This window comes from Comamonas suwonensis, assembly GCF_012844455.2.
Classification (GTDB): Bacteria; Pseudomonadota; Gammaproteobacteria; order Burkholderiales; family Burkholderiaceae_C; genus Comamonas; species Comamonas suwonensis.
Map to the genome: position 1 here is coordinate 88,284 of NZ_JABBCQ020000006.1, position 23,176 is coordinate 111,459.

Below are 23,176 nucleotides of genomic sequence, written 5' to 3' on the forward strand. Positions count from 1 at the left end.
CATAGCTGCAAGCGCTTGTGCAACGGGCGCTTGGGCGCAATTTGATGCAAGTATCACCAGCGCTTGCCCGCAAGACTGGCAGATGTCCGACAAGCAACTGCAAGGCGAATGGCTAGGCTCAATCAAAGGCAGTGACGAAAGCATTCTTATCGTCCTGGGGCCGCACCCTGAGTGGGAGGGCAATGTCAAAGGCCGCATCAGCCGCCCCGGCAGCAACCACCCCATGGTGGGCGATGTGAACCAAGGCTCTGTTACGCTGGAAGAAAGCGCAGATGGCTCACGCATCACCGGCACCTGGCTCGGCGAGGTCACGGAAGGCAGCTGCGGCACAGAAATTCACGGCAGTTACCTAGAGGGAGAAGATGCTCCACCTCATGCGTTCATCATGCGCAAGGCCAAGCCTTGAACAGCTCCTGATGCAGTCCTTGGCAACCCGCCCGAAACCCCTTTGACCCCATGAGCCAACGTCCCCTCGCACTGCACCCATTGACCCTGAGCATCAGCCTGGCGCTGATGACCGGCCTGACTCCATCCATAGCCAGCAGCGCTGAAACACCGCCCCCAGAAAACTGGCAGCAATGCGCCGCCACCACCAGCAATACCGATCGCCTGGCCTGCTTTGATGCCTGGGCACTCAAGCAAAATCCGCAAATCCCCCCACCGGCAACCACCTGGGTCGCGCCTCTAGCCAGCGCACAGGAACCCGTTGCGCTGGCTCCCGTCAGCAATGCCGCACCCGTGATCGCCGTGACCGAAACCGGCCTGGCCCTGACGCCCACCAACGGCGGCTGCCGCGACCCGCGCTACAGCGAAATGTCGCGCTACTTTGAGCTGGAGCCTGGCTCTGACTGCGGCACTTTCAACTTCCGCGGCTACCGGCCCATGTCCGTCTCCGTGGTCGTCGGCGATGAGGTCAACCAACAGCCCTACTCGCCAAGCCGTGGCTTGGCCACTGAGCAGCCGTATCAGAAGCATGAAATGCGACTGCAGCTCTCGGCACGTACCAAGATTGCCTCTGGGCTGCTGACCGGTCCCACATCGCCCGGCAAGGACTCGCTGTGGTTTGGCTATTCTCAGCAGTCTTACTGGCAGCTGTTCAACAGCGACATCTCGCGCCCATTCCGCACCACGGACCATGAGCCCGAAGTCTTCTACGTCTACCCCACAGACGCCAAGTTGCCCTTTGGCTGGCGCTGGCGCTATTCCGGCATCGGACTCGTGCACCAGTCCAACGGCCAGAGCAACCCGCTCTCACGCAGCTGGAACCGCTGGTACCTGATGACAGGGGCAGAGCTGGACAACCGCTGGCAGGTCAACGCCAAGATCTGGAAGCGCATGAAAGAAAGCGCGCTGGAAGACGACAACCCCTACATTCAGGACTACATCGGCCGTGGCGAAATCAAGCTGGGCTGGAACGTCAACCAGCAAAACTACCTGAGTCTGACCGCACGCGGCTCGTTGGGCCAGGGCAAGGGCTCGGGTCGCGTTGAGTGGCTGCGCACACTGGGCGAAGGCTGGAACGGCGGCAAGAGCAATCTGCGCCTGCATGTGCAGCTGTTCAGCGGCTATGGCGACAGCCTGATTGACTACAACAAAAAACGTACAGTCTTGAGCGTAGGCCTGAGCCTGCTGGACTTTTAAACGCAGCAGTCGGGCTTCAGGTCAGAAAACCCGAAGCCTTGACCTGCGCCACCAGCAAATCCGTAAACCGGGCATAGCCAGCGGCATTGGCATGCACCTGATCAGCGCGCAACGCGCTATCGCTGAGTACATGGCTCCAGGCATCGGCCAGCAGCGGCACCTTCTTGTCTTCGGCCAGTGCTTTGTAGATAGCGTGATCTTTCATGCGCCCGGTCAGCGCGGCACTCAGGCTCAGCTCAGGTACGGCCACCAGCAGCACGGGAATGGCTTGGCTTTTGCACACCTGCAGCATGCCGTTGATATCGGCCTGCACCGCTTGCGCGCTCTTGCGCTGCAGCCAGTCATTGCCACCAGCACACAAGATCACCAAGGCTGGCTGATGCTCATCAATCAAACCGGGCAGTCGCGCTGCAATCTGGCTGCTGGTCTCGCCAGAGATACCGGCATTCACCACCTTCCAGCCCGTGCGCTCAGCCAGCACGCTGGGGTAGGCCGTGTCCGCACTGGCACCCACGCCTTGCGTCAAAGAATCGCCCAGCGCCAGCACCGTTGAACCTGCGGAAATGGCCGCGGCTTTAGGCACTTTTTTCCCGCAAGCCGTCAGCAACATGCTGCTGCCCGCCACGACTGCAGCGGCACGAAAACCTTGAAGAACATGGCGTCGGTACGGGTCAAATATCGGCTTCATGGCATCTCTCAAAACAGTGGAATGGCAGCGACGGGGAAAGCCCCTTTCTCTCCGAGGATAGCTCAGCCCCCGCGATCCAAACCATGCATTGCTGCACAACAGAAAAACAGCAAAGCAGCAGCCATAAAAAAGCCGCTGCAGCCAAAGCGCAGCGGCTATGCAAGATCAGGCGGGTAATCAGTCTGGGAGCACGGCCGTCACCTCAATTTCGACCTTGGCCCGGTCTTCAATCAGCGCGGCCACCTGCACCGCCGTCATGGCCACGCTGAAGGAGCCGATCAGCTCGCGGTAAGCCTTGCCAATCTCGACCTGCTGGGCCAGATAGTCCTTCTTGTCGGTGATATACCAGGTCATGCGCACAATGTGCTCTGGCTTGGCCCCACCTGCCGCCAGCACCTCCACAATGTTCTGCATGGCCTGCCGGGCCTGACCCGCCAGATCATCGGTGTGGAACTGTCCGTGTGCATCCCAGCCGATCATGCCGGCCACATAAATCTGGCGACCACTCACGGCCACGCCATTCGCATATCCCTTGGGCCGGGGCCAGCCCGGTGGCAGCAGTACTTGCATGTTCAGCTCCTGTTTTCTGATGGATTAGATGAACTCGACCAGCGCTCCATGGCCTGGCGTATATGAGAGGGAACATTGATGGCCTGATGCGTCTGCAGACTCGTGAAGACCAGCACCTTCTGCGCTGCGACACGCAACTGGCCATCCGGCCCGGTGCAGTCCAGCGCCAGCGTCAATGAACGGTTACCCAGCTTGCGGATGCTCAGGCCCATATTCACCCTCTCACCCATGCGGGTGATAGCGCGGAAATCGCACTCCAGATGAACAATGGGCAGGCCCACTTTGTCAGTCTGCAGCATGTGCGCATAGCTCACGCCCAGCGCTTGATCGAACCAGTCTTCCACCAGTCCGTTAAACAGCACCAGATACTGCGGAAAGAAGATGATGCCCGCCGGATCGCAGTGCGCAAATCGAATTGGCACCTGCACCGCAAAGCGCTTTGAATTCATCGTCACGTCATTCATACAAACCAGCTCTTTCAATCAAAACAGCCTGCAGCGCTCACCAGTCCTGCGTAGGCAGCTTTTAAAAACATAGCAATCAGGTTTCATGCAGGCGAAAGCGCTGCAGCTTTCCCGTGGCCGTACGCGGCAGCTGGGCTACAAACTGCACCGCGCGCGGATATTTGTAAGGGGCCACCGTGCTCTTCACAAAATCCTGCAGCTCCATGCCCAAGGCATCGCTTGCGGCATAGCCTGCGCGCAGCACCACAAAGGCTTTGACGATCTGGCCGCGCTCGCTGTCTGGCACGCCAATCACGGCGCATTCAGCCACTGCGGCGTGCTGCATCAGCGCCTCTTCCACCTCGGGTGCGGCGATGTTGTAACCCGCCGAAATAATCATGTCGTCCGTGCGCGCCTGGTAGATGAAGTAGCCGTCTTCGTCCATCAAATACGCATCGCCCGTCAGGTTCCAGCCCCGGCTTACATAATTGGTCTGGCGGCTGTCATTCAGGTAGCGGCAGCCCGTAGGTCCTTTTACCGCCAGCTTGCCCACGGTGCCTGCAGGAAGCTCATGACCATCGTTACCCACCACCTTGGCGTGGTAGCCGGGTACCGCCTTGCCGGTGGCACCGGGGCGCGCATCTTCTTCGCGGTGCGAGATGAAGATGTGCAGCATCTCCGTCGATCCAAGGCCGTCGATGATTTCAATGCCCGTGGCGGCCTTCCACAAGGCGCGTGTCGATGCTGTCAATGCCTCGCCGGCTGAAACGCATTTGCGCAACCTAGTTCTGCGCACGCGCTCGCTTTGCTGCGCCATGACGCGGTACGACGTGGGTGCGGTAAACATCACCGTGGCACCAAATTTTTCCAGCCCATCAACCAGTTGCATGGGTCCGGCTTTTTCGAGCAAGACCATGCTCGCGCCAATGGCCATGGGGAACAGCACTTGCCCGCCCAGACCAAAGGTAAACGCCAGCGGCGGACTGCCAATGAACACATCGTCGGCATTGGCGCGCAGCGTGCTCACCGGCCAGCAGGCGCACACCGCCATCACATCGCGGTGAAAGTGCATGGTGGCTTTGGGGATGCCCGTGGTGCCCGAGGTAAAGCCCAGCAAGCAAGTGTCTGTCGCAGCCGTATCGACGGCGTTGAACTGTGCCGATGCTGCCTGCATCAAGGGCTCCAGCGCATTGGCCGCATCATGGCTGTTGAAGAACAGCACATGCTGCAGAACCGCGCATTTGTCTTTGGCACCCAATACCTCGGTGCGCAAAGCCTCGTCGCACAGCGCATGGCTGATCTGCGCAATATCGACAATGGTGGACAGCTCCTTGGCCCGCAGCAGCGGCATGGCGGCCACTGCCACGCCGCCAGCTTTCATGACGCCAAACCAGCTGGCCACCATCATCGGGTTGTTGGGCGCGCACAGCAGCACGCGGTTGCCGGGCACCAGGCCTTGCTGCACCAGCACATTGGCAATGCGGTTGGCTTTTTCCTGCAGCTCGGAATAAGTCCAGCGCACGCCTTCGGCCTGAATGCAGAGACGCTCACCTCGCCCTTCGCGCACATGCTTGTCGAGCAATTCCACCGCACAGTTCAATCGCTCGGGGAATTGCAGCGCGGGCAACTCGAAGAGGAACTCGGGCTGCAGCTCGGGCGGCGGCAGATGGTCAGCCGCAAAGGTATCGATATGCGCGGTGTACGACACGGTGTTCGACATGACTCCGACCTTTCAGGCAAAAACAGGCTCTAGCGCTTTAGCTACGAGCGGTATCAGCTATGGTTTTTGATGACATCGCGCCCAATGATGAGCTGCTGCACCTCGGTCGCACCTTCGTAGATGCGCAGGGCGCGAATCTCGCGGTACAGGCGCTCTACCGGCTGCTCGCTGACCACGCCCAGCCCACCCCAGATTTGCACCGCCGCATCAATCACCTGCTGGGCGTTTTCCGTCGCCGTCATCTTGGCCATCGCCGCTTCGCGCGTCACGTTCTCGCCTTGGTCACGCATCCATGCCGCGCGATAGGTCAGCAGCGCGGCGCTGTCGATCTGCGTCGCCATCTGCGCAATCTTGGCCTGCGTCAGCTGAAAATCCGCCAGCACGCCATTGAACATCTTGCGCGTGGTAACCCGGTGCAAGGCCTCGTCCATCGCCCTGCGTGCAAAGCCCAGCGATGCGGCGGCCACTGAGGTGCGAAATACATCCAGCGTGCGCATGGCGACCTTGAATCCTTCACCCGCCGCGCCCACGCGCTGGCTCACAGGCACGCGACAGTTGGTGAACCGGAGCCGTGCCAGAGGGTGCGGTGCAATCACATGAATGCGCTCGGCAATTTCAAAGCCGGGCGTGCCGGCCTCCACAATCAGCGCGGATATGCCGCGTGCGCCCGGTGCCTCGCCCGTGCGGACAAAGACGACATAGATATCGGCAATGCCGCCGTTAGAGATCCAAGTCTTCTCGCCATTGATGACGTAGTGATCACCATCCAGCGTGGCCTCGCAAGCCATGGCAGCGACATCAGAGCCTGCATCAGGCTCTGACAACGCAAAGGCCGCAATCGCACCGCCTTTAGCGACGCGTGTCAGGTTGCGCTTTTTCTGCTCTGCTGTACCCGCCAGCGATATGGCGCCAGAACCCAGCCCTTGCATGGCAAACGCAAAATCGGCCAGTCCGCTGTGCCGCGCCAGCGTTTCACGAATCAGGCAAATGGCGCGCGTATCGATCTGCTCACCCGCGCCGCCATAGGCCTTACCCGCCACGGCATGCCTGAGCCAGCCCGCCTCGCCCAGCGCCTTGACCAGTTGCCTGCATTCGGCATCCACGTCGGAGCCATGTCCATGCTCTATGTTCTTCGTCGCCCAGGCATCCAGAGACTGCGCCAGACGGGCGTGGTGGGGCTCAAAAAAAGGCCATTTCAGATAGCTGCTGTCTGCCATGTCAATTCCCTTCGAACTGAGGCTTTTGCTTGGCCACAAAGGCGTGGTATGCCCGCGAGAAATCTTCGGTCAGCATGCAGATGGCCTGCGCCTGCGCCTCGGCCTCAATGGCTTGCTCAATCGTCATGGCCCATTCCTGGTGCAGCATGGTCTTGGTGATGCCATTGGCAAAGCTTGGGCCTGCAGCCAGATCGGCAGCCAGCTTCTGCGCCTCGGCCAGCACGGCTTCAGGCTCGCACAGGCGGTTAAAGAAGCCCCAGCGTTCGCCCTCTTCACCACCCAGACTGCGGCCGGTATAGAGCAACTCGCTGGCACGCCCTTGCCCAATGATGCGTGGCAAAAATGCACAAGCACCCATGTCGCAGCCCGCCAGCCCCACGCGATTGAACAGGAAGGCCGTCTTGCTGCGCGCCGTTGCCAAGCGCATGTCTGACGCCATGGCCATGATGGCACCCGCACCGGCACACACACCATCCACCGCAGCGATGATAGGCTGCGGGCAGGCGCGCATCATCTTGACCAGCTCGCCCGTCATGCGGGTGAACATCAGCAATTCAGGGGCCTTCAATGCCACCAGCGGGCCGATGATTTCATGCACATCGCCACCCGAACAGAAATTGCCACCCGAGCCCACCAGCACCACCGCTTTCACATCGGTGGCCCACTTCAGGTTGTGAAAAAGGTCGCGTAGCTCGGCGTATGACTCAAATGTCAGCGGGTTCTTTCGCTCAGGCCGATTTAGCGTGATCGTCGCCACGCCATCTGCCACCTGCCACTGAAAGTGCGTGGCCTGATAGCCAGCCAGCGGCTTGTGGTTGCCAGCGACCAGCGCCGGGTCGATTTGGTATTCACTCATAACAACCTTTCTGTTCATTTCGTCCGATTTCTCGAAATACCCACAGCCTCAGCCAGTGGCACCGAGCAAGAGCCGCCCCGCAGCAACGAAGGTGTCATCCCCTTGAGGGGAAGCCGCAAAGCGGCTAAGGGGCTCATTGATTCACATCACTTCGCCTCCGGCGACGGCTATGGACTGGCCCGTGATACTGGCCGCGCCTTTACCGCAAAGCCACAGCACCGCATCAGCCACTTCTTGCGGCTGCACCAGCCGACCTTGCGGGTTGCTTTTGACGAACTCGGCCAGTGCCTCATCGGCACTGCGGCCAGTTTTCTCCACCACGCGCTCGATGCTGGTTCTGACCATGTCCGTTTCGGTATAGCCGGGGCACACCGCGTTCACGGTGATTCCTTTTTTGGCGTACTCCAGCGCCAGCGCTCGCGTCAGACCCACCACACCATGCTTGGCCGCCACATACGCCGCCACATAGGCATAGCCCACCAGCCCTGCGGTGCTGGCCACGTTGACGATGCGGCCCCAGCCAGCAGCAGCCATGCCAGGCAGCACTTGTTGCATGCAAAGCATGGTGCCGGTGAGGTTGACGGCCAGCATCTGCTGCCAGTGCGCGGCGTCCATCTTCATGAACGGTGTGCTGCTGGCTTGGCCTGCGTTGTTGACCAGAATATTGATAGCACCTTGCGCTTTGATCGCCTGGGAAAACGCCGCTTTGACCTCTGATTCATTCGCTACATCGGCCAGCACTATCTGGCAGCGGCCGGGGTGCTCATCCGACATTGTCTGCAGTGGCTCGGCACGCCGCCCCAGCACCGTGACGCGTGCACCGCTGGCCAGAAGCTGGCGGGCGATGGCCGCGCCAATGCCTTGACCAGCACCGGTCACCAAAGCATGTTGATCGCTTAAATCACGCGTCATTTATTAGCCTTCTCACGTTCAAACAGGCTTTCCATCTGGCGCTTGCCCGCGTAGTACTGCTTGGGCCAGGCGATGGCGGTGTAGCCAATCTTGGCAGCCTCGGTCAACGTCCACGCCGGGTTGGCGAGATGCGGGCGCGCCACGGCGCACAAGTCGGCTCTGCCTGCGGCGATGATGCTGTTCGCGTGATCCGCCTCGCTGATCGCACCCACGGCCATGGTGGCAATACCGGCTTCTTGCCGGACGCGGTCGGCAAACGGGGTCTGGTACATACGGCCAAAAACGGGCCTTTCGAGCTTGCTGACTTGACCGGAGGAGCAGTCGATCAAGTCTGCGCCTGCAGCCTTGAAGGCCTTGGCAATCGCCACCGCATCTTCCGGCGTGGTGCCGCCTGGCACCCAGTCGTGGGCCGAGATACGCACGGACATGGGCTTGTCTTTCGGCCACACGGCACGTACAGCCCTGAACACCTCCAGCGGGTAGCGCAAGCGGTTTTCCAGACTGCCGCCGTATTCATCGCTTCGGTGATTGGTCAGTGGCGAGATAAAGCTCGACAGCAGATACCCGTGCGCGCAGTGCAGCTCCAGCCAGTCCACGCCAATGTCAGCCGCCATCTGCGCACCCTGCACAAACTGCTGCAGCACCTCGTCCATATCGGTACGGGTCATGGCTTTGGATATCTGGCTGACGCCTTGCAGGTATTGCTGCTCCGACGCGGCCATGATGGGCCAGTTGTCTTGCTCCAACGGTAGATCGGTACCATCCCACGCCAGCCGGGTCGATGCCTTGGCGCCGGCATGGCCGATTTGCATGGCGAACTTGGCATCGGTATGGGTATGAATCCAGTCGCTGATGCGCTTCCAGCCTTGCTTTTGTTCGTCGGAATAGGTCCCTGGGCAACCGGGGGTGATACGGCCCTCGGGGCTGACGCAGGCCATCTCGGCAAACACCAGACCGGCACCGCCCATGGCCCGTGCACCCAGGTGCATCAAGTGGTAATCGCCGGGCACGCCATCGACCGCGGAGTACTGCGCCATGGGCGAGACCACGATGCGGTTCTTGAGCGTGAGACTGCGCAGCCTGTAGGGCAAAAACATGGGCGGCGGCGCTTTGCCTTGCGTCTGCACACCATTCTTTGCGGCCAGCCATTGCTCGTAGCCGCCCAGCCACTCTGCATCGCGCAGACGGAGGTTCTCGTGGCTAATGCGCTGACTACGCGTCAGCATGGAGTACATGAACTGTTCAGGCTCCAGCTGGTCGCAATAGCGCTTGCCGCAGACCTCAAACCATTCCATCGCATTCCAGGCCGCATTCTGAATGCGCAACGTCTCCACACGCCGCGCCTCCTGGTAAGCAGTCAGCACCGCCGGGATTTGTGCCGGCACATCGCCCATCTGCTGGAACTGGCGGGCCAACTCAATGGCATCTTCAATCGCCAGCTTGGTGCCAGAGCCAATCGCAAAGTGCGCCGTGTGTACCGCATCGCCCATCAGCACCACATGGCTGCCCTTGGCATTACGCAGCCACCATTGATCGCACACCACGCGCTGAAAGTTGATCCACGCCGAGCCCCGCAGATGGCGGGCATTGGTCATCAGCTTTTCGCCTTGCAGATTGTCTGCAAACAGCTTTTCGCAGAAGGCGATGGACTGCTCCTGGTCCGCGGTATCCAGGCCGCTGGCTTTCCAGGTTTCTTCCGTGGTCTCGACAATGAAGGTCGACGTCTCGTCGTCAAACTTGTAGATATGCGCCTGAAACCAGCCGTGTTCGGTGCGAACAAAGTCAAACGTAAACGCCTCGTACACCTTCTTGGTTCCCAGCCAGATAAAGCGGTTGGGGCGGGTAACGATATCGGGCTTGAAAATATCGGCGTGCAGCGAGCGGATACGCGAGTTCACGCCATCGCTGGCGATGATGAGGTCGGCATCCGCATAGTCTTCATCGCTTTGTGCATCCGTCTCGAAGACGAGCTTGACGTCGAGCTGCTCACAGCGCGCTTGCAGAATGTTCAGCAGGTGCTTGCGTCCAATGCCCACAAAACCATGGCCGCCAGAGCGAATCTTGCGCCCCTTGAACAACAGCTCGATGTCGTCCCAGTGGTTGAACGCCTGCTCCACCTGCGCAGCGGTGACGGGGTCCCAGTCGCGCATATTGTCCATGGTGGCATCGGAGAACACCACACCCCAGCCAAAGGTGTCGTAGGGCTTGTTGCGCTCCACCACCGTCACATCATGGGCCGGGTTCATCTGCTTCATCAGCAGTGCGAAGTAAAGGCCAGCGGGGCCACCACCTATGCAGACAATTTTCATGACAGCCATCCGCTCCAGACACGTTGAAAAATTACTTTATGTCTAAATTATTGATGTTTGAAATTTTCACTAAAATCAGGCCAAACCCTGAATCACAAAAATCTCAGCATGAGCACCATGCCACCTATGGCCCAAAAAAACTTGGATACATCCATCCCCACGCCTGAAGCCTTGGGGCGCGAAGCCGGTCTGTCGCATGACGACCATCAGGCCGTGCGCCTGTGGCTGCGCCTGCTGACTTGCAGCACGCAGATCGAGCAACTGATTCGCACGCAGCTGCGCAATGAATTCGGCACCACCTTGCCGCGCTTTGACTATCTGGCCCAGCTCAGCCGCTTCCCCAAAGGGCTGCGCATGAAAACGCTGTCTGAGTACCTGATGGTGACTGGCGGCAATGTGACGGGATTGACCGACCAGCTGGTCGCCGAAGGCTGGGTGGAACGCGTGGCCGATGAAGAAGATCGCCGCTCCATGACGGTGCGGCTGACGCGGACAGGGAAAAAGCAATTCAAAACCATGGCTGCTGCGCATGAGCAATGGCTTGAGCAGTTGCTGGCCCCGCTGGGCGGCAAGAATACCCATGCGCTGTACGAGCAACTGGGGCGCCTAAGACAGGTGCTGAGCGTCCCGGAAAGCGACTGAAACTCGCGCCAAGGCCGAAAAACACCCTCTTTCAGGCGATTTCGTAGAGAATCCCTGCACGCAGTCTTGCGCGCCACAGGCTTGAGGGCATGCTTCATGGATTTACTGCATCTGATGTATCAGCTCAGATCGGGGCACTACTATCTCTACGACATGCGTGATGCGCCCAATGCCATCACGGGTGAGCGCCCTTACCGCCTCAAGACCGAGCTGGTCGCCATTGCTTTTGATCGCATCACAGGCCGCGTGCACCAGCACGGCCCCCCCACCCGCATACATTCATGGGCCATGGGTGCGCAGCGCCGCCTGCGCATGGCGGGCGACTGGGAAGCTGCAGACCGGCTGGTTGTGGTGTCAGGCCCGCTGCCTGAAGAAGAAATCAACAAATGCCTGCGCGTGCAGGGCTACTGCCGCTGGATGCTGATGCGCCTTGCCAGCATGCCGCATGGCAAGTTGAATGCCCGCCGCAACGCCGGCCACAGCAGCTGGCAAAGGCGCGAATCCAGCCAGCAGCGTCGAGCGGCATGATTAAGTAGCAAACAAGCCTCAAGCGCTTATTCATCAAGCGCAAGAAGCTATCAAATCAGGACTTTATTCTTCTCCGGGATCTTCCTCGGCATCCCGCTCTTCTGGCATTTTGACGATCATCACCGGCAAGCCGCTATGTCGCGCCACTTCGCGTGAGACCGAGCCAATCAGAATGCTGCCCAGCCCCCCCTTGCCCGTGGCACCGATAAGGATCATCTCGCACTCGGTACTCGTGGCAATATCGATCAGGGTGTTGGCCTCTTCACCCAGACTGATCTCGACTTCATAAGAGGCTCCAGCCGCTCTGAGCAGCTCCTGAGCGGGTGCTACTAGGTCCATGCCTGCATCGATGCTTGCATTGGCAATCAGGTCGGAGTCCGTCGTCGCCAGCTCCAGCAGCGTTGCCTCTTTTTGCACATGAGCTATGACAAAGTGAGCATCCAGCCCATTCTTCAACAGCTTGATGCCCTGGCGTACTGCCTCAATCGAAACATCCGACCCATCAACCGCAATCATAATTTTGAGCATGGCTTTCTCCTGTTCGAAGTGAGCCCCAGTGTAGGCGCAGGCAACAAAGACGGGTTGCGAATCTGGGGCAAGCAGCGGCTATTGCAGCAGCCCTCCCGGGCATCTGGGAAAATAGCAGGCTATGTTGCAGTTTGACCTCCTCAAGACCGACCCGAGCAGCCATGCGCGCCGCGGCACCCTCACCCTCAACCACGGCAAGGTGCAGACTCCCATCTTCATGCCCGTGGGCACTTATGGCACCGTCAAGGGCGTGATGCCGCGCAGCCTGGAAGAAATGGGCGCTCAGATCATTCTGGGCAACACCTTCCACCTATGGATGCGCCCCGGCCTCGACATCATGAAGAGCTTTGGCGGCCTGCATGGCTTTGAGAAGTGGGACAAGCCCATCCTGACCGATTCGGGCGGCTTCCAGGTCTGGTCCCTGGGCTCCATGCGCAAGATCACCGAAGAAGGTGTGCACTTTCAGAGCCCCGTCAACGGCGACAAGCTGTTTATGTCGCCCGAAGTCAGCATGCAGATTCAGACGATTCTGAATTCGGACATCGTCATGCAGCTGGACGAATGCACACCCTACGAAACCAACGGAAAAAAGACCACCGAGGCCGAAGCTCGCAAGTCCATGGAGATGAGTCGCCGCTGGGCCAAGCGCTCCAAAGAAGAGTTTCAGCGCCTTGAGAACCCCAACGCACTGTTCGGTATCGTGCAAGGCGGCATGTTCCTCAACCTGCGCGAAGAATCGCTGCAAGGCTTGCTGGAACTCGACTTTCCCGGCTATGCCGTCGGCGGTGTCTCCGTGGGTGAGCCCAAGGACGAGATGCTGGAGATCATGGCCCACACGCCGCACCTGTTGCCCGCCAACAAGCCCCGCTACCTGATGGGCGTAGGTACGCCAGAAGATCTGGTACAGGGCGTGGCCGATGGCGTGGACATGTTTGACTGCGTGATGCCAACCCGCAACGCGCGCAACGGCACCATCTTCACCCGCTACGGCGATCTGAAGATGCGCAACGCCCGCCACAAGACCGATCACCAGCCCATCGACACCACCTGCACCTGCCACGCCTGCGCGGGCACCAGCGGCGTGAGCTGGGACGATGGCGGCCGCGAAGGCTTCAGCCGCGCCTACCTGCACCACCTGGACCGCTGCGGCGAAATGCTCGGCCCCATGCTGACCACCATCCACAACCTGCACTACTACCTGAACCTGATGCAGGAAGTGCGCAATGCACTGGACGCAGGCACGTTTGCCCAGTTCCGCGTCCAATTCAAGGCAGACCGCGCGCGCGGGGTTTAACGGTTTATGGGCATCAGCCCACTATCTGCTGCAACACTCTCCCAAAAGCCAGAGCAAGTCTCTGGCTTTTTTCCGCCCTCAGGCTTCTACCCTCTTTGAGCGTCATTACTGGTGTCAATTGAAATCAATAGTCAATAAAACCTTTAAATGCCCCATCAAAGCCTGCAGGCCGACATGATTTTTATTGAAACAGGTCACACTCCGTCCAACTAAATCGCGCCATGGCCAGTCACAAGGCCCAAATGCAGACCTTGTCCATAGATTTCAGATAGCTCGCTCGCTGCATTTGTATGACTGACACCTCTTCATCTCCGCTGCAGACCATGACGTCGCCACAAGCCCCGAAAACAAGCACGTGGACTGCCGCCTTCGCTCTGGGTGGTATGGTTTTTGTGGCGGCCTGGCTGGGCATCTGGGGCCGCCCTATGGGCTTTCTCTCCGCCATCTGGCCGGCCAACGCCTGCTACTGGGGCTGCTGCTGCAAAAGCCCGACTGGGTGCGCCCGGGCGCTGCTGTAGGCGTCGCCATCGGTTACATATCTGCCGACCTGATCACAGGCAGCCGCCCTGAGGTTGCCGTGCTGCTCAGCCTCGCCAATATGGCCGGTGTCGGTGCGGCATGGATGTTGATGCACAAGCAGGCCTTTGCCACCTTGTTCATGCAGCGCCAGTCCTCGGCCCTGCTGCTGTTCATGGGCACGGGGCTGAGCGCGCTGACCTCTGCTGCCATTGGCGGGCCGGTATTGACCGTCTTCTTCAACACTCCGCCCCTGCAGGCGTTTTCGATGTGGTTTGGCGGCGAGTGGCTGAACTACATGATTTTTCTGCCCATGATTCTGGGCTGGCCGACCCGCAAGCTGGGCGGCCCTGACTCAGACAGGCGGCATCCGCTGCTGCGCGCCATGCCCGTGTTTGCGGTCATTGCGCTTGAACTCACCAGCTACGGGCTGGGCGGCCCGGGCGCTCTGGCCTTTTCTCTGCCCGCACTGCTGTGGTGCGCGTTGAGTTACCGAATCTTCACCCTGACGGTGATTACCGCCGCGCTATGCCTGAGCAAGATCGTGGCCATCTCGCTGGGCTCGTTTGACTTTACGCCTGCGCACTTTCTGGAGACGGTGTCGTTCCGCATGGGGCTGAGCATGCTGGTGCTGGGCCCACTGGCCGTAGCCGGCTCACACATGGCGCGCACCGAGCTGATGCGCCAGCTGCGCCATGCCGCCAATCACGACTCTCTGACGGATATGCTGGCGCGTGGTGCCTTCTTGAAGCAAGGCCAGCGTATTCTGGAGCGCTGCAAGCATGACCACCAGTCCGTCGCCATCCTCATGCTGGATCTTGATCACTTCAAGCAGATCAACGACAGCTACGGCCATGCCGGTGGCGACCAATTGCTGCGCAGCTTCAGCCACACACTGGCTCAGGTGCTGCGCGGGCAAGACATTGTGGGCCGCATGGGTGGAGAAGAATTTGCGGTGGTTCTGCCCCATGTGGACAGCAAGGCAGCACTGGAGATTGCCGAGCGCATCAATCAGGCCACCAGAACCCTGCGCGTGCCCGCTGGTGAGCAGACCATCTCCGCCACCGTCAGCATTGGGCTGGTGCATATCGCCAAGCCGGGAGAACACCAAGATCTGGACATGCTGCTGCAGCACGCCGATCAGGCTCTGTATGACGCCAAGGCCGCAGGCCGTGATCGCGTCGAGGCGCGGCTGTTGTAAGCCGCGCTCTCACTTTTTCTTTCAGCCAGCCCCTGAGGCTGCACTGTCTGGTTTGCGGTCAGCGTTCGTCTGAGCTTCCATGGCGGCCTGCGCGGTCAGATCGGTAAACACCTTGCTGGCAGAGCTGCCGCAGCTATGGCAAAAGCGGGCAAATGCGCTCTTGCGGGTATGGCAGTTGCCACAATGGTCAAACAGGCCAATGCCGCAATGGGGGCAGAAATCGATCTCGGTGTTCTTAAGATCCACGGGGCGCTCACAGCCGGGGCACACGCTCTTGGCCAGTCGCTCCAGCGCCACGTCGTAACTCAGCTCCTCGCGACGCTGCACTTCGGGCAAGGCTTCCTGCAGCTTTTGCTTTTCAAGATAGCGATTCAGCGCGACGATGGCATAGCGCCCCAGCAACACCGTGACCAGAATGCCCACGATGTAGCGCACATAGCCACCGTAGTCGGGCAGATAAGGCACCAGCTCGACAAAGAAAGCAAACAGCGCAAAAAAGATAAAGCCCCAGACAAACGGCCACCAGGTGCTCTTGCGCTTTTTGGCAAACAGCCAGCCCGCCAGCACCAGCAAGGGCAGGGTAATGGCCAAACGGAAGAGGAAAACACGCAGCTCGCTGGCGCGGGCGGCGGCCTGATATTGCGGATAGGCCTGATCACGCAAGCCGCTCATCTCAGACTCGGCAGCCGAGAGCGCCTGCGAAGCTTCCAGACTTTTCATCGACTCCTGCTCAAGCACCTGGCGAGCCTTGCTCTCGCTTTGCTTGAGCTCATCCAGTGCCTTGGTGCGTGCAATCAGTTCGGCATCTTGCTCGGGACGCTCCGTAGCACGCCGAGTGGCAATCCAGTTATCAAATGTCTCGCGCGCCGATTGATAGCGTGAGCGCTCTGCGTCGTATTTGAGCTGTGCCTTGTCCTGCGCTTTGGATGTCGCACTGGACAGCTTTTGCGCCTTGTCGATTTCCGCCTGCACCCGCTGCGCGTCGGCCTGCGCAATAAAGGACTCGACTTCCAGCGAATGATTGGGTTGCGGCAAATTGCCGACCACCAGTCCGCCAAGGCCGATCAGAAAAAAGGCAAACGCCAGCGCTACCAGCCACAGGCCGCGTCGAAACCATTTTTCGGGCAAGCGCAGAGATTTACTCATGACCAGTTACTCCTCAATCAATAGCGGCCAACGCAATACAAAAAAGGGCGGGAAGCCCGTTCGGCCTTGAATTTATTGCACCACACGCACCGCAGCGGCCATCTGCGTGCGCTGCAGCCACTGGGTGACGGAATCCACCGTGACCGTCTCGATCCGACTGGCATAGCGCTTGTCATTCGGATGATCATCAAACGCGATATTGGCGGCCGTCATGCGGCCACCCAGTCGCGAAAAAGCGCGGATGATGAGCGAGCTGGGCTCATAGCCCTTTGCCTGCAGCCATGCCTGCGCCTGTGCACGGTTTTGAATGACATGGGGATCCATAGCCGCAGCCAATGTCTCTGTCGCCCACTGGTTGGACTGCTGGTACTTCATACCCCATACATAACTGACCATGCTGTAGGGCTCAGTTTGCAAGCGCAGCACTGAAGGCGCCGTCAAAAAATTGAACAATGCTTGCTGCACCGCAGGCACAGGCACCTGAATGACGGCCTCATAGCGCCACATATCGTCGAGGAAGAACTCGCCCAGCCCCTGCCGGTACACATGCCCGCCCGCCGTGCCGCATTCGTTGAGCTTATGCGCTACACGCCATGGACCTGCGGGCGTTTTGTAGGCCCAGCCATAGTGTGAGTACTTGAGGTCGTACTTGCTCAAGTCCTGCCCCTGCCTGGCCAGAAGCACCACCTGTGTGCCGTTTTTCTGAAACTCGGCATCCAGCGCCTTGGATGTGCGCGCCGCCAGATTGAGGCCCTTGGCCATGACCTCGGGCGTCAGCGGACGATTTTCACAGCTGCGTCCAGCCTCTGCCGAACCTGCCCATGCGATGAGCGCCGCGCCCAGCGCCAGTACCAATGGGCGAGAAAAATGCGAGCGGGTGCGCAGCATGGGGGCCATGGCCTGCACGATGCAGGTGTTTTCTTCTGTCATACGAGTCTCCGGTCAGGCTGGGTTACAGACGCTCGTTGTGCATCAGCGACTTGCCGATTTCATTGGGGATAAAGGCCAGCACCTTGCCAGCGGCAGACAAAATCACGCCCGCAGCCGTGGCACTGGTCTGCACCACTGTGCCGACACCGACCGACAGCGCACCGGCAGCCTGTCCCGAGACCTTGACCACGGCTGAAGTGCCGTCGGCCACATTTTTGAGCACATAGGTCACGCCGGTGGCGCTGCTCTCTACCGCCTCGATCACCACGGATGCACCGGCTGCCGACAGAAACAGGGGAATAGCCACGACTTCCTCCGAAGCACCACCGGATACCGCTGCAACCACCGAGGCCACAGGCAAGGCCGACAGCACCAGAGAGGCTTCGCTCTGGGCGTGGGCCACGCCACCGCCCAACAGAGCAAAGGCGGCGCCCAGTGCGCAAAGACTGTTGCGAAGAGGACGGAGAAAGGTCAAGGCGTTGATCACAGAGGGCTCCCGGGTGTTGTTGCAATATGTCGCCGCTTTTTTGCCGCGACGAACGAATCATCTATGGGCCGACAGAATTCGCCGGCCAATTTGTCAAAATATGCGTGTTGCAGATCTGTCAGTACCGCCAATCGATACTTCTTACCGAATTCAGACCATGTCACCGAATCCGGCACTGCATCTTGCCCTGTTCCCGCGCCCACAACTTTTAAAAATCATCAGGCACATCATGCGAATGGACTCCGAACAATGCGCAGTGCGCAGTTATTGGCTCAAGCCAAGGTATCTGGCCGCACTTTGCTCGGCGGCGCTGACACTGCCGGGCATAGGCCATGCCCAGGGCGATGTCATCGCGGCTTTCTCGCAGACGCCCATTGGTCCTTTGGGCGCCCCTTGGCACTTTGCCACCCTCCCCAACAAAAGCCCCACGGAATACAGCGTGGTGGAAAAGGATGGAGAGCACGTGCTGCGCGTAAGCACCCATGATGCCTACGGCAATATGGTGCACACCTTGCACCAGACACCGACACCCAGTCTGCAGTTGCAATGGCGCTGGCGGGTCGATCAACTCATCGACAAAGCTGATATCAAAACCAGAGCGGGTGATGACTCTCCCATCAAGCTTTGCGTGTCTTTTGACTTTGATAAATCGCAGCTGAGTCTGGGCGAACGCACGAAACTGAGACTAGGCAAGATCAGCACGGGTGAGGACATTCCGGCCGAGACACTTTGCTATATCTGGGACAACAAGCTGCCGGTGGGCACAGCGCAGCACAACGCCTTTACCCACCGCATGCGCTACATCGTCTTGCAAAGCGGCAGCGCCAGCAAAGGCCAGTGGGTAAAGGAGCAACGCAATGTGGCTGCGGACTACCAACAGGTCTTTGGCGATGAATCGCAGACCATGCCCATGGTGATTGGATTGACCATTTCGGCGGACTCCGACAACACCCATGGCGAGGGGATCGCGTACATGGGCGATATCCATCTGCGTCCCTGATTTCGCTCCTACTCAGCCGCGCTGCAGCAAATCAGCCACGCGCTGCTGCAGCAAACCGGGGGTGACCCCGACGGCAGGCACCGGCTCACCCACCTCCAGCCCCACGCGGTTGAACAACCCACGACGCATGGGTTTGACCATGGCCACGTTTTTGCCACCGCGCAGCTCAATACGGCTGAAGTACGAACCCCAGAGATTGGTCAATGCCATGGGGACAATGGGCACATCCAGACCTTCAGCCTTGGCGTGTTCCAGAATCTTCATGACGCCTCCCTTGAAGGGCTGCAGCTCGCCATTGGAGGTGATGCCACCCTCTGGGAAGATGGCCAGCAAATCACCCTCGCGCAGCACCTCGGCAGCACGGGCAAACGCGGCTTCATAGGTCGCTGGGTCTTCCTTGTGCGGCGCAATAGGAATGGCCTTGGCCAGCTTGAACAACCAGCCCAGCACGGGTGCCTGAAAGATGCGGTGATCCATCACAAAGTGAATGGGTCGCGGGCTGGCCGCCATGAGCAAGATGGCATCGACAAAGCTCACATGGTTGCAGACCAGCAGGGCTGCCCCTTCGCGCGGAATATTCTGCTCGCCACGCACCTTGAAGCGATAGACAAAGTGCGTGATGACCCAGGCCACAAAACGCAGCAAATATTCGGGCACCAGCAAGAACACATAGAGCGCCACGATGGCATTGGCAATGCCAGTCATCAGGAACACCTGCGGAATGGTGCAGCCCGCTGCCAGCAGCGCACCTGCCAGCACAGCAGAGGCAATCATGAACAGCGCGTTCAGGATGTTGTTGGCCGCAATAATGCGTGCACGGTGCGTGGGCAGGCTGCGCATCTGAATCAGCGCATACATGGGCACGCTGTAAATGCCGGCAGACAGTGCCAGCATGCCCAGGTCCACCATCACGCGCCAGTTTTTATGCTGGGCAAAAAAGGCCCCCACCCCCATCAGCTCTGACGGCGGTAGCGCCCGGGTGGCAAAGTACAGATCTATGGCAAACACACTCATGCCAATGGCGCCCAGTGGCACCAGACCAATCTCGACCTGACGGCGGCTGAATACCTCGCACAGCAGCGAACCAATGCCAATGCCTACCGAGAAAATCACCAGCAGCAGCGATGCGACATGCTCGTCGCCATGCAGCACTTCTTTGGCAAAGCTGGGGAACTGCGAAAGAAACACCGCGCCAAAGAACCACATCCAGCTGATGCCCAGCAGCGATCGAAACACCACCACATTGCCATGCGCCAGCTTGAGATTGCGCCATGTCTCGGTAATGGGATTCCAGTTGATGACCAGACCAGGATCGGTGGCCGGTGCGTGGGGGATGAACTGCGCGCAGATGCGACCCACCACGGCCAAGGCCACGCAGGCTATGGCCACCTGCATATGCCCCACTTCAGGCACAGCAATCAGCAAGCCGCCAGCGACTTGCCCCAGCAAGATGGCGACGAAAGTGCCCATCTCCACCATGCCATTGCCGCCGGTCAGCTCACGGTCGTTCAGCACCTGCGGCAGATAGGCAAATTTGACGGGGCCAAACAGCGTGGAGTGCAGGCCCATGAGAAAGACACACAGCAGCAGGACGGGCACATTCGCTTCGACAAAACCCCAGGCCGCGATCAGCATGATGCCGATCTCCAGGTTCTTGACCAGGCGGAACATGCGCGTCTTGTCCCACTTGTCGGTCAACTGCCCCGAGGTGGCAGAAAACAGCAGGTACGGCAGCGTGAACAACGCACCAATCACCAACCCCGCCATGGAGGGAGGCAGCCAGGAGACACTGAGCTGGTACGTCACCATCACCGTGAAAGCGAACTTGAACAGATTGTCATTGCCCGCACCAGCAAACTGCGTCCAGAAAAACGGCGCAAAGCGGCGCTGGCCCAGCAAGGCAAACTGATTGGGGTGGGCCTGTGTCTCTGTGAGTAGATCTGCGGTGGCGGCCTGCTCGCCGGTCGGCGTGGAATTCATGTATCTCTCCCTTTTGCGCTGCAGGCATTGTGCCTATTTGCTCAGATCTTTTTGTAGGTTTTATGCCGCAAGCGCTTGATGAACATGCGAAAGCCGCTATGAAAATCATTGTTTCAATGAACGTTCTCACGCCACAGGTGTAAAGCACGCAGCACTGGCAGTGCCGCAGCCGCTGCCACCCAGTGCTTGAGGCTGTGGCCCGACACCCAATGCGCGGTGACATCAAACACATCGCTGTCCGACATCTCCAGCAGCTTGGCCACGGCATATAGCCCAATCACCCAGCCCAGCTCCACCGGCAGTGCATTGCGGCGCGGTGCCATAAAGGCCAGCCCAAAAATAATGAGCATGCCGCCTGCCTGCACCAGCACCCATGGCAAGAGATTACTGGTTTGCGCCCAGACTGCCACACTGATAGGTGCGGCCAGCAGCATCACCACCGCCGTTACGCGGGCACTGATATCGTCCACCCGGGTCTGCACTGCCAGGCCCAGCAAGCCGGCAAAGGCCACGCTCATGCCCAAACGGTCCCAGACCAGCGTCGCGTTCTGCGGTGCCCAGTGATAAAGGGCCGAGCCTGCGCTAGAGCACAGCAAGCCCGCAAAAAACAACGCACACAGGGCGCGAGCCGTGCCGTTCAGACGTTGATAGTCGGCACGCCACAGCAGGGAAAAACCGGCAAGCCCGGCCGCCAGAAAGCCCAGATTACTCAGCACATCCGCCGCATGGGGCAGGCCCGCCCAGCCGCGCTGATCGGCAAACGCGTGGTAGCTCTCTGACTGGGCCATGCCGGGCATGAGCAACGCCAGCGTGAGCAAAAAGGCCATGCCGCCAAACAGCGCAAAGCGCTGCTCCAGCGAGCCCGAGGCTTCAGAGGCGGTGATCTCCACCACGGCGGCGGTTGAGGGGGTCAGGCGCATGGCGCGGCTCCTTGTTCGTGTTGACTGCCACGCAGTATGAAAATTCGCCACTCAACCGGCATCAATCTTCTACACTTGCCCTACATCGCTGCACCAGCAGTACAACCAATCGATACCATGAGCACGACTGCCGACCTCGTTACCGCCATCAAGAAGGAACTCAAGGCCGCCCAGATGACCTATGCCGACCTGGCCAAGGCCATCGATATGGCGGAGTCCAGCGTCAAGCGCATGCTGGCCAAGGGCGATATGCCGCTGTCGCGGATTGATGAAATTTGCCGTGCCCTGCATCTGGACTTTGCCGATCTGGCGCGCAGCGTGGCCGACAGCCGCCCGCTGCTGCAGCAGATCACGCGCGAGCAGGAGATTGCCGTAGTGGCTGACCGCAAGCTGCTGCTTACCGCCATCTGCGTACTCAGCCAGTGGACGTTGGAGCAAATCGTCGCCACCTACCGCATCAGCGAACCCGAAGGCATTGGCTACCTGGCGCAATTGGACCGCATCGGCATCATCGAGCTGCGCCCCGGCAACCGCTACAAGCTGCGCCTGGCCAAGACCTTCCGCTGGCAGACCAATGGCCCGGTAATGGACTTCTTCCGCGAGAACGCCGTGCTCGATTACTTTGGCGGCACGTTTGCGGGCGAGGACGAAACCATGCTTCTGGTGCACGGCTCCATCACCCCCGGCAACGCCCCCGCCTTTGTGGAACGCATACAGCGCATCGGCCAGGACTTCTCTCAGCAGCATCTGCAAGACCAGCGCCTTGGACCCAACAAGCTGGACGGCTACACGCTGGTGCTGGGGATGCGCAAATGGGAGCTGCCCGCCTTTGCCACGCTGCGCCGTTAAGCCGCGGGCGCAAGAACTACTGAATTCATAGCTACCAGCGCTTACAAACAAAGCGCTTAAGGCCAATTACATACAAACTTCACCGAGCAGACACACAAGATTGCAAGACTTCGCAAAGCGGCAACCGGCGGTTGACGCTGGCCTTCCATCATTGAGACCAAGGGATGCCTGAACCGGCACCCCAACTACCCATGAAGGAGGCAAGCATGCTGTCAATTCGCACCACTGTTCAAACCATCGTCGGCGCAGGCGCAATGGCCCTGCTGGGTCTGGTTGGCACGGCTCAGGCCCAAAGCCCTCACTGGGCTCCAGCCAGCCAGGGCTCTTATGTCACCGTGCAATTCAATGCACCGCCCGCTCCCCGCTATGAAGCCGTTCCCGCACCCCGCCGTGGTCATGTCTGGGCTCCCGGTTACTGGGAACCGCGCGGCCACCGCCATGTATGGCGTGCAGGCCACTGGGTCCAGTCGCGCCCCGGCTATGTGTACCGTCAACCCACCTGGAAGCATCACGGCAACCGCTGGGATTACCAAGGCAGCCGCTGGGATCGTGATGGCGACGGCGTGCCCAACCGCCACGACCGCAATCCCAACAATCCTCACCGCCGCTAAATTGCCTCTACCCCTCCTCTGCTGACGCCCCTGGATTCGAGTCATCTGGTGTCAGCGGATTTCAGGCCTGTACCGCCTTGGTGCAGGCTTTTTTTCATTTACCCACACAGGCTTCATGCCGCATAAGCATATAAAAGCGAGGCATTAAACAACATTCACAATGAGCGCATTCCATCGTTCATCTGGTC

23 protein-coding genes are annotated in these 23,176 nt (G+C 59.7%); 9 read left to right on the forward strand and 14 right to left on the reverse strand.

The genetic code is table 11. The features are described from left to right. Window positions 1-82: 82 nt before the first annotated feature. Both HF327_RS08545 and HF327_RS08550 read left to right on the forward strand, forming a co-directional pair. Window positions 83-406 (forward strand): hypothetical protein, encoded by a 324-nt coding sequence (locus tag HF327_RS08545; RefSeq protein ID WP_236024103.1) that lies wholly within the window; start codon window positions 83-85, stop codon window positions 404-406. Window positions 407-456: 50 nt separating this feature from the next. Next, on the forward strand, window positions 457-1,641 hold the full coding sequence (locus HF327_RS08550; RefSeq protein ID WP_169107847.1) for a phospholipase A: 1,185 nt from the start codon (window positions 457-459) through the stop codon (window positions 1,639-1,641). A gap of 16 nt (window positions 1,642-1,657) precedes the next feature. On the opposite strand, the gene HF327_RS08555 is transcribed toward HF327_RS08550, so the two are convergent. The 8 genes from HF327_RS08555 to HF327_RS08590 all read right to left on the reverse strand — a co-directional run bounded on the left by HF327_RS08555 (window position 1,658) and on the right by HF327_RS08590 (window position 10,356). Further along, window positions 1,658-2,329 (reverse strand): GDSL-type esterase/lipase family protein, encoded by a 672-nt coding sequence (locus HF327_RS08555; RefSeq protein ID WP_169107848.1) that lies wholly within the window; start codon window positions 2,327-2,329, stop codon window positions 1,658-1,660. A gap of 177 nt (window positions 2,330-2,506) precedes the next feature. After that, window positions 2,507-2,899 carry a RidA family protein gene (locus HF327_RS08560; protein WP_169107849.1) on the reverse strand — a complete coding sequence of 131 codons (393 nt, stop codon included), beginning with the start codon at window positions 2,897-2,899 and terminating at the stop codon, window positions 2,507-2,509. Between the two features lie 2 nt (window positions 2,900-2,901). Further along, a complete protein-coding gene (locus tag HF327_RS08565) occupies window positions 2,902-3,363 on the reverse strand; it encodes an acyl-CoA thioesterase (RefSeq protein WP_169107850.1) in 462 nt (153 codons plus the stop codon). Between the two features lie 76 nt (window positions 3,364-3,439). After that, window positions 3,440-5,062 carry a benzoate-CoA ligase family protein gene (locus tag HF327_RS08570; protein WP_206764377.1) on the reverse strand — a complete coding sequence of 541 codons (1,623 nt, stop codon included), beginning with the start codon at window positions 5,060-5,062 and terminating at the stop codon, window positions 3,440-3,442. Between the two features lie 53 nt (window positions 5,063-5,115). Then, on the reverse strand, window positions 5,116-6,279 hold the full coding sequence (locus HF327_RS08575; protein WP_169107851.1) for an acyl-CoA dehydrogenase family protein: 1,164 nt from the start codon (window positions 6,277-6,279) through the stop codon (window positions 5,116-5,118). A 1-nt stretch (window position 6,280) separates the two neighbouring features. Then, window positions 6,281-7,135 (reverse strand): enoyl-CoA hydratase family protein, encoded by an 855-nt coding sequence (locus tag HF327_RS08580; RefSeq protein WP_169107852.1) that lies wholly within the window; start codon window positions 7,133-7,135, stop codon window positions 6,281-6,283. Between the two features lie 141 nt (window positions 7,136-7,276). Then, window positions 7,277-8,047 (reverse strand): SDR family NAD(P)-dependent oxidoreductase, encoded by a 771-nt coding sequence (locus HF327_RS08585; protein WP_169107853.1) that lies wholly within the window; start codon window positions 8,045-8,047, stop codon window positions 7,277-7,279. After that, window positions 8,044-10,356: a bifunctional salicylyl-CoA 5-hydroxylase/oxidoreductase gene (locus HF327_RS08590; RefSeq protein WP_169107854.1), complete on the reverse strand. Its 2,313-nt coding sequence runs from the start codon at window positions 10,354-10,356 to the stop codon at window positions 8,044-8,046. Before HF327_RS08590 ends, HF327_RS08585 begins: the two co-directional genes overlap by 4 nt. 108 nt (window positions 10,357-10,464) lie before the next feature. Here HF327_RS08590 and HF327_RS08595 point away from each other — a divergent pair, with 108 nt between their 5' ends. Together HF327_RS08595 and HF327_RS08600 are read left to right on the forward strand one after the other, a co-directional pair. Further along, window positions 10,465-10,998: a MarR family winged helix-turn-helix transcriptional regulator gene (locus tag HF327_RS08595; RefSeq protein ID WP_169107855.1), complete on the forward strand. Its 534-nt coding sequence runs from the start codon at window positions 10,465-10,467 to the stop codon at window positions 10,996-10,998. A 105-nt stretch (window positions 10,999-11,103) separates the two neighbouring features. Beyond that, window positions 11,104-11,526 carry a hypothetical protein gene (locus HF327_RS08600; protein WP_236024112.1) on the forward strand — a complete coding sequence of 141 codons (423 nt, stop codon included), beginning with the start codon at window positions 11,104-11,106 and terminating at the stop codon, window positions 11,524-11,526. A gap of 63 nt (window positions 11,527-11,589) precedes the next feature. Here HF327_RS08600 and HF327_RS08605 read toward each other — a convergent pair whose 3' ends face one another. Then, window positions 11,590-12,054: a universal stress protein gene (locus HF327_RS08605; RefSeq protein WP_169107857.1), complete on the reverse strand. Its 465-nt coding sequence runs from the start codon at window positions 12,052-12,054 to the stop codon at window positions 11,590-11,592. Window positions 12,055-12,175: 121 nt separating this feature from the next. Between HF327_RS08605 and tgt the strand changes: the two genes are divergently transcribed. Continuing rightward, entirely contained in the window at window positions 12,176-13,348 is a 1,173-nt protein-coding gene (tgt, locus tag HF327_RS08610) for a tRNA guanosine(34) transglycosylase Tgt (RefSeq protein ID WP_169107858.1), read from the forward strand. Window positions 13,349-13,703: 355 nt separating this feature from the next. After that, a complete protein-coding gene (locus tag HF327_RS22340) occupies window positions 13,704-15,065 on the forward strand; it encodes a GGDEF domain-containing protein (protein WP_328701767.1) in 1,362 nt (453 codons plus the stop codon). Between the two features lie 21 nt (window positions 15,066-15,086). Here HF327_RS22340 and HF327_RS08620 read toward each other — a convergent pair whose 3' ends face one another. From HF327_RS08620 to HF327_RS08630, 3 genes are all read right to left on the reverse strand, one after another. Beyond that, on the reverse strand, window positions 15,087-16,211 hold the full coding sequence (locus tag HF327_RS08620) for a zinc ribbon domain-containing protein (RefSeq protein WP_236024104.1): 1,125 nt from the start codon (window positions 16,209-16,211) through the stop codon (window positions 15,087-15,089). Between the two features lie 72 nt (window positions 16,212-16,283). Beyond that, complete coding sequence (locus tag HF327_RS08625) at window positions 16,284-17,099, reverse strand: DUF2145 domain-containing protein (RefSeq protein WP_407927032.1); 816 nt, start codon at window positions 17,097-17,099, stop codon at window positions 16,284-16,286. A gap of 64 nt (window positions 17,100-17,163) precedes the next feature. Then, window positions 17,164-17,628, reverse strand: coding sequence for a hypothetical protein (locus HF327_RS08630; RefSeq protein WP_169107860.1), 465 nt, complete (start codon window positions 17,626-17,628; stop codon window positions 17,164-17,166). Window positions 17,629-17,857: 229 nt separating this feature from the next. Between HF327_RS08630 and HF327_RS08635 the strand changes: the two genes are divergently transcribed. After that, complete coding sequence (locus HF327_RS08635) at window positions 17,858-18,628, forward strand: DUF3047 domain-containing protein (RefSeq protein WP_169107861.1); 771 nt, start codon at window positions 17,858-17,860, stop codon at window positions 18,626-18,628. A 12-nt stretch (window positions 18,629-18,640) separates the two neighbouring features. Here the strand turns inward: HF327_RS08635 and HF327_RS08640 are convergent, their stop codons facing one another. Both HF327_RS08640 and HF327_RS08645 read right to left on the reverse strand, forming a co-directional pair. Continuing rightward, window positions 18,641-20,608, reverse strand: a complete 1,968-nt coding sequence (locus tag HF327_RS08640; RefSeq protein ID WP_169107862.1) for an MFS transporter — start codon at window positions 20,606-20,608, stop codon at window positions 18,641-18,643. 113 nt (window positions 20,609-20,721) lie between these two features. After that, entirely contained in the window at window positions 20,722-21,528 is an 807-nt protein-coding gene (locus tag HF327_RS08645) for a hypothetical protein (protein ID WP_169107863.1), read from the reverse strand. A gap of 117 nt (window positions 21,529-21,645) precedes the next feature. On the opposite strand from HF327_RS08645, the gene HF327_RS08650 reads away from it, so the two are divergent. Both HF327_RS08650 and HF327_RS08655 read left to right on the forward strand, forming a co-directional pair. Beyond that, window positions 21,646-22,377, forward strand: a complete 732-nt coding sequence (locus HF327_RS08650; protein ID WP_169107864.1) for a helix-turn-helix domain-containing protein — start codon at window positions 21,646-21,648, stop codon at window positions 22,375-22,377. A 206-nt stretch (window positions 22,378-22,583) separates the two neighbouring features. Beyond that, window positions 22,584-22,988, forward strand: coding sequence for a YXWGXW repeat-containing protein (locus tag HF327_RS08655; RefSeq protein ID WP_169107865.1), 405 nt, complete (start codon window positions 22,584-22,586; stop codon window positions 22,986-22,988). Window positions 22,989-23,176: the final 188 nt, after the last annotated feature.

Coding starts and splice junctions, on each gene's coding strand:
- HF327_RS08590 (WP_169107854.1), bottom strand. CDS start 10,356: ATGAAAATTGTCTGCATAGGTGGTGGCCCCGCTGGCCTTTACTTCGCA.
- tgt (WP_169107858.1), top strand. CDS start 12,176: ATGTTGCAGTTTGACCTCCTCAAGACCGACCCGAGCAGCCATGCGCGC.
- HF327_RS08565 (WP_169107850.1), bottom strand. CDS start 3,363: ATGAATGACGTGACGATGAATTCAAAGCGCTTTGCGGTGCAGGTGCCA.
- HF327_RS08550 (WP_169107847.1), top strand. CDS start 457: ATGAGCCAACGTCCCCTCGCACTGCACCCATTGACCCTGAGCATCAGC.
- HF327_RS08640 (WP_169107862.1), bottom strand. CDS start 20,608: ATGAATTCCACGCCGACCGGCGAGCAGGCCGCCACCGCAGATCTACTC.
- HF327_RS08560 (WP_169107849.1), bottom strand. CDS start 2,899: ATGCAAGTACTGCTGCCACCGGGCTGGCCCCGGCCCAAGGGATATGCG.
- HF327_RS08570 (WP_206764377.1), bottom strand. CDS start 5,062: ATGTCGAACACCGTGTCGTACACCGCGCATATCGATACCTTTGCGGCT.
- HF327_RS08650 (WP_169107864.1), top strand. CDS start 21,646: ATGAGCACGACTGCCGACCTCGTTACCGCCATCAAGAAGGAACTCAAG.
- HF327_RS08580 (WP_169107852.1), bottom strand. CDS start 7,135: ATGAGTGAATACCAAATCGACCCGGCGCTGGTCGCTGGCAACCACAAG.
- HF327_RS08595 (WP_169107855.1), top strand. CDS start 10,465: ATGAGCACCATGCCACCTATGGCCCAAAAAAACTTGGATACATCCATC.
- HF327_RS08555 (WP_169107848.1), bottom strand. CDS start 2,329: ATGAAGCCGATATTTGACCCGTACCGACGCCATGTTCTTCAAGGTTTT.
- HF327_RS08605 (WP_169107857.1), bottom strand. CDS start 12,054: ATGCTCAAAATTATGATTGCGGTTGATGGGTCGGATGTTTCGATTGAG.
- HF327_RS08575 (WP_169107851.1), bottom strand. CDS start 6,279: ATGGCAGACAGCAGCTATCTGAAATGGCCTTTTTTTGAGCCCCACCAC.
- HF327_RS08655 (WP_169107865.1), top strand. CDS start 22,584: ATGCTGTCAATTCGCACCACTGTTCAAACCATCGTCGGCGCAGGCGCA.
- HF327_RS08585 (WP_169107853.1), bottom strand. CDS start 8,047: ATGACGCGTGATTTAAGCGATCAACATGCTTTGGTGACCGGTGCTGGT.
- HF327_RS08635 (WP_169107861.1), top strand. CDS start 17,858: ATGCGAATGGACTCCGAACAATGCGCAGTGCGCAGTTATTGGCTCAAG.
- HF327_RS08545 (WP_236024103.1), top strand. CDS start 83: ATGTCCGACAAGCAACTGCAAGGCGAATGGCTAGGCTCAATCAAAGGC.
- HF327_RS08620 (WP_236024104.1), bottom strand. CDS start 16,211: ATGAGTAAATCTCTGCGCTTGCCCGAAAAATGGTTTCGACGCGGCCTG.
- HF327_RS08625 (WP_407927032.1), bottom strand. CDS start 17,099: ATGCTGCGCACCCGCTCGCATTTTTCTCGCCCATTGGTACTGGCGCTG.
- HF327_RS08645 (WP_169107863.1), bottom strand. CDS start 21,528: ATGCGCCTGACCCCCTCAACCGCCGCCGTGGTGGAGATCACCGCCTCT.